Genomic DNA, 11,429 nt, shown 5'->3' on the forward strand with positions numbered 1-11,429 from the left:
AGTTTCATCATCTGTTGATGTCCTAACCACCAAGGCTTGTGCTATACCTTTACAATTTTTCAAAATACCCTAACAAAACAGGTTCAATGATGATTTGGTTTACTGCTGATACTCATTTCGGGCATAAAAAAATCTTAGAGTACACAGAAAGACCGTTTTCTTCTGTTGAGGAGATGGATGAAGCATTAATTGAGAACTGGAACAGCAAAGTCTCTACTGATGATGAGGTGTATCATGTAGGAGATGTTGCACTATGTTCTCCTCAGAAATTACAGAAAATTCTTCAACGGCTTAACGGTAAAATATATCTGATTCGTGGCAATCACGATAAAGCAGCCGAAGCTTGTAAAGACCGTTTTGAGTGGATCAAAGATTATTACGAGTTGACAATGCCAGATTCGGAGGCATATCAAGGCAAACAATTAATTGTTCTGTTGCACTATGCTATGAGAGTTTGGCAAGCTTCTCACTATGGTACTTGTCATCTTTACGGACACTCACATGGTCAATTACCTGACGATTCCACATCTTTATCTTTTGATGTGGGGGTAGATTGCCATAATTATGCACCCATAAATTACAATGATGTTAAACGTATTTTAAAGACAAAAAACTGGACAGCTCCCCAATTGAGGGGAGATTAATTAAAGGGATTGGTTGCAAAATTTTAAACAACTTTTTCCTAGTATCCAGAAGGACATTTTTAGCTAACGCCACGACCATTTAAATAAATTAAGATGGATTGGGGCGAATGGATTATACCTCCTATTAATTCGTCAACAGTTAATTCTATTCACCCAATCATCTCTAAAATTTTTACCAATTATTTAGGATAGCTATATCACTTTTGCAGAATTTGTAATAATGCTTGTCGATAAATTTTTAGCCCCTCTGCATTCAGATGGTCGCCATCACTTGTCAAATTTTCTTTAAGAACATTATTTTCATACAAGGATGCTAGTCCTGCTGCTTCAACCGGCACTTTTTCTGTTTCAGCAACTTGATTAATCAGAACATTAATTTGTTCAACTTTAGGAAGTGGGGCTGCTAAAGTTGGATCTAAGCTGGCTGCAACTGTTGAATAAAAAGCTGGAATCAGAAAAATCTCTTTATTTCCCATTGTTCTTACAAGTGCGATCGCCTCTTGCAGATTTTTGCTAAACAACTCATCACTAATTCCATACCAAGCATCGTTTCCACCGATGGCAATAATGGCTTTTTCACATTTCACCTTGGTAGGAATTAAACTTTTAAGTTGCTCCACTAAAGAGATTGTACTCAGACCATTTAACCCAAAATTAAAAGTACCATTCCCAAGAGTATTGCCAAGTTCAGCCGAAATAGAATCGCCAAATAAGCAACCTGAGAACTGTTTATATTGGGCAGCAAATATCTGATATTGCAGTGCAATTTGCCCTAAAGGTGAAGAACTTACGTCGTCTTTCGGCGGTGCATTAGCAGAACCAGAAGATAAATTAGCCATACTGACTAACTTGGAAATTTTCGACACATCAAAGACTAGTTGATTACTAGGATAGGCTTCTAGAAAGCTGGTTATTCCTAAACCTTCTGGTGATTTGGCTCCTAAGATAATAGCAGATCGTAGCGCTTGGATACTACCTCCATCGCTACGAGCGATCGCAGAACGTGTCGGAAAGACAGTCGCTTGGGAAACAAAAGATAAAATTTGCTTGCCCCTTCCTGTGTTGATCAGCTTATCTAAAGCCGCAATATCAAGCGACATTTTCACCTGAAGAGCATTTTGAAACTTCTGTTTATCTTTAGCGCTGAAGTAACCTAAAAAAGATTTTAGATCGCCAGAAACCTTTTGTGTCTCGCCATAGTTGCGTATATCTGCTACTGGGATCGATTGCTCAAACAATCCGTACCTGACAGTAACTTTTTCGGCTGCCAAACTAGGCAACAAATCAAAACAACTATGTAGCAGCAAAAATATTAAGCACCCAGATAGGCTTATTAGAAGACGATAGAAATATTTCATCACAGAAGATCAAAAAATAATACTCAATAGTTAATAGTCAAGAGTCAAGAGTCAAAAGTCAAGGGGAATTGCGGATTAAGGATTGGGGATTGGGAATACTCAATCCAGTAGGTGTGAGGATGGAATGGTGGTAGAAGAAGGCGCATATTGGCTAGCTTGGACGCAAATTTCGGGAATTGGCCCGGTATTGCTGCGACGGATGCAACAGCATTTTGGCACACTGGCAACAGCTTGGAACGCTACCAAGGTACAGTTAGGAGAGGTGGAAGGTTTGGGTTTTCAGACACTAGAAAAAGTAGTACAACAGCGATCGCGTTTGCAGCCAGAACAACTTTTCACCAAGCACCAGCAGGAAAACCCCCATTTCTGGACACCAGCAGATGCAGATTATCCTCGTTTACTGCTGGAAACTCCCAGTCCTCCGCCGATTTTATACTATCGTGGTGAAGTCGAACTCCAAGAAAATCTCGGACAAAAACCGATGGTTGGAATTGTTGGAACACGCCAACCTTCAGAATATGGCATCCGTTGGACTCGCCAAATTAGTACAGCTTTGGCTAAAAATGGCTTTACAGTTGTTTCTGGGATGGCAGAGGGAATTGACACAGAAAGCCACATCGCCGCCATGAATGCAGGTGGACGGACGATCGCAGTTTTAGGAACTGGTGTAGATGTCATCTATCCACATAAAAATCGAGATTTGTACAAGCAAATTTTGACGGCTGGGTTAGTCGTGAGTGAGTACCCCACCAAAACCCCACCCAATCGCACGCACTTCCCCCGTCGTAACCGAATTATCGCAGGTTTAAGCCGCGCCATCCTAGTAATGGAAGCACCGATAAAATCTGGTGCTTTAATTACTGCAACCTACGCCAATGAATTTGGCAGAGATGTCTATGCATTACCTGGGAGACTGGACGATTATCCATCCCAAGGGTGCTTAAAGTTACTTAGTCAGGGAGCAACTTTCATTCTTAAGGAACTAGATGAACTGTTAACAATGCTGGGAGCAATACCACAAATTGATGGAATTGAGGCTTCCCTTGTGCGAGAACAGTTAAGTTTGCCAACTTTGTCACCAGAATTGCAAACGGTAATGGATGCGTTCGCCGCAGGCGTACCGGAGGTACTTACAAGTGAAGCTTTACCTTTCGATTTTATTGTTCAACAAACCGGCATGGCTGCTGGTTCAGTTTCCAGTGCTTTGTTACAATTGGAACTTATGGGTTTAGTTTCGCAACTGCCAGGAATGCGATATCAAAAAGTTTAGCTTTGTTAGCGATCAGATTTATGGCAATACAAAATAGAATTTGATGCGCCCTCTGTGCCTCTGTGGTTAAAAAGTCTTTTATTTAACTACAGAGACACAGAGGGCACAGAGAGAAAAAAGGAGATTTTGTAGCACAAGCCTTGGTGGTTAGGACATCAACACATGATGAAACTCTAGACATTTTTAATTATGAATTATCTTGGTGGATAATACTGGGGATTCATAACTGGAGATTGATAACCGTTTGTAGGTACAGTACTTCCCATACCGTTGGGTGCAGGACTGACAACAGGAGGCTGATAAATGTTCATGGGCACTGTGCCTGTTGTACCGTTGGGTAAAGCAGGATTCGCAACCTGGGGCTGATAACCATTTGCGGGTATAATGCTTGTCGGACTATTGGATGCGGCAGCATTCTGGCTAAATTCTTCGTAGGCAGCACGAGAAATTGAGCTAATCAATTTTTCGGCGCGAGGGTCGTTTTCGGGGCGTTGTACCATGACGGAGGCTATATAACGCTTGCCAGTTGGAACAACAATTAAACCTGTGTCTGCCAACATTGTGCCAATATCACCCGTTTTGTGGTATGCTCTTGCGCCTGTTCCCAAACCTGATGGTAGCAGAGTATTTTTCTCGGTGCGACGCAAGATATCGAGCATGAGATCGCGTGATGGCACACTGACTAAATTCCCCTGACTCACAATCGCCATCAAATTCCCTAATTCCTTGGGACTGGTGGTGTTTGTCCCTTGTAAATCTGGGAGTTGATTGCGAATTGTTGTGGTTGTCAATCCCCAACTGCGGAAACGCTGGTTTAACGCCTCTATCCCACCCAGTTTGGCAATCAGCATATTTGTCGCCGTGTTGTCGCTGATTGTAATCATTTTAGTGACGACTTCCAGAGCGGCGTACTGGGTTCCAGCCGGTTTGTATTGCAGAGTTCCTGAACCGCCAGCTATTGCATCCTGTTGCATGGTCAGCATTTCATCCAGGCGAATTTTCCCTGCGTCCACATCCTGGAAAAAGGCAATCAGAATCGGCACTTTAATTGTGCTAGCTGCCGGAAAACTGGTAGAACTATTGACATCTACATAATTACCTGTATCCAAATCTACCAAGAAAACGCCGGGTGTAAGATTTGGGTTGGTGGTAGCCAAATTTTGCACGGCATTTTTCAAAGAAGTAATTTCCTGGGATAGGTATAGGCTGGAAACTGCGCTTGGAGGAGTTTGGGCTGGTTGCGGCTGCGATCGCACATTACTATTAGATTGGGGCGCAGAAGTGGTGCTGATGCGATTCGCTGGGTCTAATACTGATAACACAGTGCCCACAATTGCACCCATCCCAACACCCACAATCAATAACCGCACAATATACAATATAGTTTTCGCCATTGGCTTTAACCGCGTCTTCCGCGATGAGCGCCTACCTGTTTTTGGCTTTTCCATCCGCACAGCTTTAACCATCACAGCACCTGGTCGGAAAGGAGGAATTTTCCCTTTCACGGTAGGTATTGGCTTGACTGCTGTTGGCATGACTAACCCCGATTTTACCCTCCGGGTAGCACCAGGCGTTGGGGGAGGACTGATGCGATTTTTTGGGCGTGCTAGCGCCGCTTCTCGTCCATTAGTCGCTTGTTGCTGGCTGTTAGCTTTAACTTTCTTTTGTGCCACTTTTTGAACTTTTTGTGGACGTTGGCGGCGATTTAAGGGTTGTCGCCGCGAGAAAGCTGTTAGTTCGTCACTTGACTCTGACACAGTTACTCCTTGTGACCGACTTGACTGTTTTCTTGCAGACTCCTGACCCAAAACTTAATCTTTAAGCAATATTAATACTCAAATTCCACTTTGCCACTAAGTAGCATTTTTGTGTTTAGTTTAAGCCATATTAAATATTTTGGGGGGATGATTGCGTATATATTAAACGAATAATTACAAGTTTTCACCATCCCTTTGGTTTTTCAAGGCCCATTCTACCTGCTGTAAAATTCCTCTTAGCATGGCTACTTCCCCACTTTTCAGGTGAGCGCGATTATATAGTTGGCGAAATTTTCCCATGCGACTAGCTGCCGTATGGGGATATACATAACCAATTTTCAGTAATAGTGATTCTAATTGCTGGTAGTATCCTTCCACAACATCTAAGGGAGCGAGTTCAGGTTGGGGTAAGGTCTGAATGTCAGGTTGCTGGACGCATTGTGACAATTCATAACAACAGATTGCTACGGCGGTGGCCAAATTTAGGGCTACATAATCTTGACTTGTGGGAATACCAACAAACCTCTGGGCATAATTTAATTCTTCATTGCTTAATCCCCGGTCTTCCCTGCCAAAAATCAGGGCTGCGGGTTTTTCTGGTTCCTCAAGTAACCAGGGTAGTGCAGTGCGGGGATTTTCTAAGGGTGTTTCTAAACTGCGAACGCGGCCAGTGGTAGCGATCGCCCGTACACATCCATGCAATGCTTCTGGTAAGGTCGCCACTAATTCCGCAGATTCGATAATTTCTTGAGCATGAACAGCCATCATCAAAGCTTCCGTCGATAGCGGATCGCATTGGGGGTTCACTAATACTAAATTATATAGCCCGAAATTTTTCATTACCCTGGCGATCGCGCCGATATTTATCGGCCCAGCTGGTTCTACCAACACAATTCTTAATCCAGCCAAGCCCATTTTTTGCCTCCTGCGATCGTACCAAATGATATTTTTAGATTAGTTTTCAGCGTTGTGGTTCTGCTGAAGAGCTTCCTTTAAATCATTTTAGCTGTGTAAGCGATCGCCTGTGTCAGGTTCGAACAGTTCCGTAGACACAAAGTGCTTGCCGCAAGGCATCGCCTACTTGTGCTAGTTGTTGAGATAGCTCCTCTGATATTTCCAGGGTGATTCTCGGCATATTTCGCTTTCCTGAAATGTGTCCTTTTCTTCATTGTAAAGGTGGTAGAACAGGCATCAAATCAATATTGCTCGCTCTGCTGTAATATCAACTTTGTAACATCACGTGATTTTACTAAACAATGCCACAGCCAGCCAAAATAAAAAGCTTCAGAAAACGTTGGTTTCCTCGGATTATCATAAGAACTTTGATTGTGCTGTTAGTGCTGGGGCTATTGTTAATGGGATTCGCCACATACACTGTACGTCAATCCTTTGCTCAAGAGAGTGGCACAATTCAACTATCTGAACTCAAAGCTGAAGTAACCGTCCAGCGCGATAAATGGGGAATTCCCCATATTTATGCTGCTAACTCTCACGATTTATTTATGGCGCAAGGTTATATCCACGCTCAAGACCGTTTTTGGCAAATGGATTTTTGGCGACATATCGGTTCTGGGCGACTCTCAGAAATGTTTGGTTCCTCTCAGGTTGACACTGATAGATATCTGCGAACAATGGGTTGGGCAAGGGTAGCACAGCAAGAAATTCAGGAACTTAATGCAGAGATGAAGGCTTACCTAGAAGCTTATGCAGATGGTGTCAATGCTTATCTGGTAGAGCATCAAGGCAGCGCTCTCAGTCTAGAATACGCTGTGCTAAAATTCCTCAATCCTAAATATAAGCCAGAACCTTGGCAAATATTGCATTCCCTGACTTGGGGAAAGGTGATGGCTTACGATTTGGGTACAAATTTCCAGAGCGAAGTAGAACGTGCTATTCTGCTCAAAACTCTTACTCCCGCGCAAGTCGAAGAACTTTATCCACCGTATCCTCAAGATTTGCCAGCGATTTTACCTGAGTTCCAGAAAGGGAAAACAGGAGAGGATGAAAATTCTGATGATACGCCATTCACTGCCTTTGATATTGAGGAGGTAATGGAGGCAATTAACAAGCCGATGATGGCTTTGGAACAACTTATCGGCCCCACAGGGATAGGCATTGGTTCCAATAACTGGGTAATATCTGGTGAACGTACAGATACAGGTAAGCCAATTTTGGCAAATGACCCCCATCTAGGTGTACAAATACCCTCTATATGGTATGAGGTTGGTTTGCACTGTATATCTAAGAGTGCAGAATGCCCCTACAACGTTACTGGTTTTTCCTTTGCCGGAATGATTGGGGTCATTATCGGTCATAGCGATCGCATTGCTTGGGGTGTAACTAATGTATTATCTGATGTAATGGATTTATACATTGAGAAAATCAATCCCAATAATCCCAATCAGTATGAGGTAAATGGCAAATGGGTTGACATGAAACTCCTGCAAGAGACAATTCAAGTAGCCGGAAGTCAGCCGATTGTCCAAACGGTGCGCTATACCCGACACGGGCCGATTCTCTCTGATGTTTCGCCCAATCTGAAGGAATTCAAGCCAAGTCAGCCGTTAGAAATACCCCAAAACTACGCCGTAGCCCTGCGCTGGACAGCCCTAGAACCTTCTAAACTAGCGGATGCCATTCTCCAAATCAATCGCGCCCAAAACTGGCAAGAATTCCGCACTGCTGCGAGTAATTATGATGTCCCGGCTCAAAATTTAGTCTACGCTGATGTTGATGGCAATATTGGCTACCAAATGCCTGGTAAATTCCCCATCCGTGCCCAGGGAAATGGGCGTTATCCCGTTCTTGGTTGGACGGATGCTTATGAGTGGCAAGGCTATATTGACTTTGAGAAGTTACCCAAAAGTTTCAATCCATCTCAAGGCTATATTGCTACTGCAAATAATTTAGTTATGCGTAAATATCCTTATTTAATTACCGCAGACTGGGTTTATGGCTATCGGGCAAAGCGCATTGTTGAGATGATTTCACAACAAACTGAACCGATTTCTGTGGAAGATGTGCAGCAAATACAAGGTGACGATCGCAATCTCAATGCCCAAATATTAGTACCGCTACTGCAATCGATTGCTGTTGAGACTCCCCACTTGCAAGCAGCCCAAAAACTTCTCCGAGATTGGAATTTGCAATTGGGAATGACATTACCTGCTGCTGCTTTGTTTGAAGTATTCTGGAAACACTTGCTAGCAGATACTTTTCACGATCAGTTGCCTGAGAGATATTTTCCCAATGGGGGCGATCGCTGGTATGCTGTGGTAGCAAATTTGGTAAAACAGCCTAATAGTTCTTGGTGGGATAATCACAACACCCCAAAAGTTGAGAACCGCGACGAAATTTTGCAGCAATCCTTTACCGAAGCCGTGGATGAACTAGAACGGATTCAAAGCAAAGATCCGAAAAACTGGAATTGGGGCAAACTACATACTGTTACTTTTCGGAATGCCACCTTGGGTAAATCTGGAGTTGCACCGATTGAAGCTTTATTTAATCGTGGTGCATTTGCCACGGCTGGTAACGGTGAAACAGTGAATGCTAACCGATGGAGAGCAAATAAATCCTTTGAGGTGACAGATATTCCTTCTCTGCGGATGATTGTAGATTTGGGAAATTTGGATAACTCAGTCGCGATTCATACACCCGGACAATCAGGACATGCTTTCCATAACCACTACTACGATATGGTGGACTCTTGGCGCAAGATTGAATATCACCCTATGTTGTGGGAGCAAAAGAAGGTTACTGCTAGTACTGCTACGACATTAAAGTTAGTTCCAAAATTGGGAGTGTAAAGTGCAACCCGACTAGAGAATATTAAATTTTACTACTTAAGTGTAATTACATACACATTATAGTCAAAATGAAGTATAAAGTAACAGGGCAACAGAAATCAAGATTCTTTTTATTTAGAAAAAAGCATTTTCGCTGGCCATTTATTTCTGCTGTCCAACTTTCCTGAAACATAGTTGGAGATAATAGAACAAATGCAACGTGTATTTAAACAAAGTTTTATGCTTTCAGTCACTACTGCGATCGCATTATTATTTGCAGGTTGTGGAGAAAGTAAGGTTGCCCAATGTAACAAAGTTATAAAAGTTGCGAATCAGGCATCTAGTCTAGGTCAGGAATTCGGTAAAAATCCCAATCCGGCCAAAGGTTCTAAAGCTTTAACTGAACTTGCTGGTAAGATAGATCCACTTGCCCAAGAGATGAAAACCCTCAAAATTAAGGATGAGAAGTTGCAAGGTTTTCAAGGACGCTTTATCACACTCTATCAGAACATTAGCAAGCAATTGAATAATGCAGCAGGCGCTATAGATAAAAAAAATATACCAGCAGCACAGGGCTTTTTGGTATCTCTGAAACAAAGTAGTACCGAAGAAAGTTCAATAGTCAAGGAAATTAATAGCTACTGTTCTGGTAAATAATCAATTCTGCATGGAATCTCGATCAAAAATATACGGGTTAAATAGTTGGTCGATAACCACCGAAAACAGCAAAGCTAAAATTTTTATACCAGCAATCCACATTTTGAAACCCAGCCGCTTCTAGCCAGCGAAGTTGAATATCAAGAGTTGCCATGCGATCGTATTTCATGCGTTTTTGTGCAGCTTTGAGATCCTCTTCTAATATACCGTTAGCACGGATAGAGTCTAACCAGTGTTGGCGATAAAGTTCTTCTAAATCAGCAGTTTTGCCGAGAATTTGGTCGGCATTGACAAATATTCCACCAGGTTTGAGGACATTATAAATCCGTTGATAAAGAAGTTCTTTATCGAAATCAGAAAGATGGTGAATCGATAAGGCAGAGATTATAAGGTCGTAAGAATCACCCAAATCAGTCTCAATGTAGTCACCAATTAAGATTTTGGGAGATTTACCCATTTTGCTAAATCTAAACTTAGCTTTCTCTAGCATCTCAGGGGCTAAGTCTAGTAAGGTGAACTCTGCATTGGGAAGACTGACTGAACCATACCTGAGTAAAGTCCAGTACCAGCACCCAAATCTAGAACTTTAAGGGGTGCGGTCCAATCGCCTGGGATGATTTCAACGGCTGTTTTATAAAAGTCATCAAAACAGGGAATTAAAATCCGACGTAAGTTATCGTAATCTCCGGCGGCAGAATTAAAAGCTTCTTGAATATTCATAGTTTAATTTTTAATATTGGTAGAACTTTCTGTTTTAACAACTCAATTAAGGCTGGTTCCATATACTCATAGTCATCAGGTATATCTAAACAAATAATTTTTTTATCTTTAAGAAATGGCTGAAAATTTTTTGATAGCTTGCTTTTATGGGATTTTTCCATCACAAAGATTGTATCAGCCCATTGAATAGCCTCTGTTGATAATGGTACTTCGGCATAGCGATCTAAACCTGCCGAATCCGTTTCAAGTTCTTCATATTCTGAAAACACAGCCTCGGCAGTTGGGCTTCGTAGTTTGTTCTGGCTACAGATAAATAAGAGCTTTTTCATTAATATGAAGCGATAGTATTTTGTAAACCTTTGAATCCAGGATTTTTATCTATATTAAGTTGCTACTCATCACTCTCAAAATCTCTCTCTTCTAATCCCAGCCAAAAGAGTAATACTTTTTCAACTTCAACTAGTTGTTCTAGTGTTAAGTCTCCCAAATTTCGGAGTAACTTTACATGTGGAATTGTAATAATATTTTGTACGTCAAACACTCCTGTTCGGAGAAAGTTTACCTTTAACGCCACCTCAAATCTTGAACCGCGTGAGCTAGTCGTATGAGGAATTAGGGTTACTAGCGCTCGATCTTGCTCTAGTGCAGAAATACTGATAATTAAGCATGGTCTGACTTTTGCTGTGTAGCCAAACTTCTCCACGATTAGGGCTACTCATCAGAAGCTTCTTGCCGATCTAACTCCAAAAAAATTTCTTCTGCATTCCAAACCAAATCTTCATTAGACAAACATGGAAAGTCCAAATGTCTTACCCTTTTTAAAATCTCCAGAGCTATTTCCAGTCTCTCTGACTCTGGCAGACGATCAAAGGTGCTTAATAATTCTTCAACTGGAGCAGTCATGACTCTCTTCATTAGACACTCCAGTAGCATAGCACGACCCTATATAAACGTTCTGTGAGATGAGATTGCTCTATAGACGGTGCGTTGTGCCAGACTCATCTGCATACAGCAAATACATGGCTATTTCAGCAAACTCCTGAAAACAAAATATTTTTGAGAGATGCCTTAAAATACAAAGACGCAAAAGCACACTCTGCGCCTCTGCGTCTCTGCATAAGATATTAGTTCTTACACCATCTCAGACGAAGCCTGCATCATCTGCTGCGGCTGGGGCTGGAACATAAACAACGAATAAACCACATCTCGGCGAATGTTGACCATCATATCCAAGA

11 protein-coding genes and 1 pseudogene are annotated in these 11,429 nt (G+C 42.1%); 4 read left to right on the forward strand and 8 right to left on the reverse strand.

Annotated features, from left to right (window positions below):
- Positions 1-86 precede the first annotated feature (86 nt).
- Positions 87-644, forward strand: a complete 558-nt coding sequence (locus V7K42_RS11585; protein ID WP_334916261.1) for a metallophosphoesterase family protein — start codon at positions 87-89, stop codon at positions 642-644.
- A 197-nt stretch (positions 645-841) separates the two neighbouring features.
- On the opposite strand, the gene V7K42_RS11590 is transcribed toward V7K42_RS11585, so the two are convergent.
- Complete coding sequence (locus V7K42_RS11590; RefSeq protein ID WP_334916263.1) at positions 842-1,951, reverse strand: alpha/beta hydrolase; 1,110 nt, start codon at positions 1,949-1,951, stop codon at positions 842-844.
- Between the two features lie 178 nt (positions 1,952-2,129).
- Between V7K42_RS11590 and dprA the strand changes: the two genes are divergently transcribed.
- Positions 2,130-3,272: a DNA-processing protein DprA gene (gene dprA, locus V7K42_RS11595; protein WP_334916281.1), complete on the forward strand. Its 1,143-nt coding sequence runs from the start codon at positions 2,130-2,132 to the stop codon at positions 3,270-3,272.
- Positions 3,273-3,466: 194 nt separating this feature from the next.
- On the opposite strand, the gene V7K42_RS11600 is transcribed toward dprA, so the two are convergent.
- Complete coding sequence (locus V7K42_RS11600) at positions 3,467-5,029, reverse strand: serine hydrolase (RefSeq protein ID WP_334916265.1); 1,563 nt, start codon at positions 5,027-5,029, stop codon at positions 3,467-3,469.
- A 174-nt stretch (positions 5,030-5,203) separates the two neighbouring features.
- Positions 5,204-5,944, reverse strand: a complete 741-nt coding sequence (locus V7K42_RS11605; protein WP_334916267.1) for an RNA methyltransferase — start codon at positions 5,942-5,944, stop codon at positions 5,204-5,206.
- A gap of 341 nt (positions 5,945-6,285) precedes the next feature.
- Here V7K42_RS11605 and V7K42_RS11610 point away from each other — a divergent pair, with 341 nt between their 5' ends.
- Together V7K42_RS11610 and V7K42_RS11615 are read left to right on the forward strand one after the other, a co-directional pair.
- Complete coding sequence (locus tag V7K42_RS11610) at positions 6,286-8,838, forward strand: penicillin acylase family protein (protein ID WP_334916269.1); 2,553 nt, start codon at positions 6,286-6,288, stop codon at positions 8,836-8,838.
- Between the two features lie 192 nt (positions 8,839-9,030).
- Positions 9,031-9,474, forward strand: a complete 444-nt coding sequence (locus V7K42_RS11615) for a hypothetical protein (protein WP_334916271.1) — start codon at positions 9,031-9,033, stop codon at positions 9,472-9,474.
- Positions 9,475-9,511: 37 nt separating this feature from the next.
- Here V7K42_RS11615 and V7K42_RS11620 read toward each other — a convergent pair.
- The 5 genes and pseudogenes from V7K42_RS11620 to V7K42_RS11640 all read right to left on the reverse strand — a co-directional run.
- Positions 9,512-9,973: pseudogene (locus V7K42_RS11620) on the reverse strand (class I SAM-dependent methyltransferase); the annotation flags it as partial.
- A gap of 5 nt (positions 9,974-9,978) precedes the next feature.
- Positions 9,979-10,194: a hypothetical protein gene (locus V7K42_RS11625; RefSeq protein WP_334916273.1), complete on the reverse strand. Its 216-nt coding sequence runs from the start codon at positions 10,192-10,194 to the stop codon at positions 9,979-9,981.
- Positions 10,191-10,523 carry a low molecular weight protein tyrosine phosphatase family protein gene (locus tag V7K42_RS11630; RefSeq protein ID WP_334916275.1) on the reverse strand — a complete coding sequence of 111 codons (333 nt, stop codon included), beginning with the start codon at positions 10,521-10,523 and terminating at the stop codon, positions 10,191-10,193. Before V7K42_RS11630 ends, V7K42_RS11625 begins: the two co-directional genes overlap by 4 nt.
- A 62-nt stretch (positions 10,524-10,585) precedes the next feature.
- Entirely contained in the window at positions 10,586-10,897 is a 312-nt protein-coding gene (locus tag V7K42_RS11635; protein ID WP_334916277.1) for a type II toxin-antitoxin system PemK/MazF family toxin, read from the reverse strand.
- Between the two features lie 8 nt (positions 10,898-10,905).
- Positions 10,906-11,097 carry a hypothetical protein gene (locus tag V7K42_RS11640; RefSeq protein WP_114084779.1) on the reverse strand — a complete coding sequence of 64 codons (192 nt, stop codon included), beginning with the start codon at positions 11,095-11,097 and terminating at the stop codon, positions 10,906-10,908.
- Positions 11,098-11,429 lie beyond the last annotated feature (332 nt).

The sequence above is a fragment of the Nostoc sp. genome (assembly GCF_036917455.1).
Taxonomy (GTDB): Bacteria; Cyanobacteriota; Cyanobacteriia; order Cyanobacteriales; family Nostocaceae; genus Nostoc.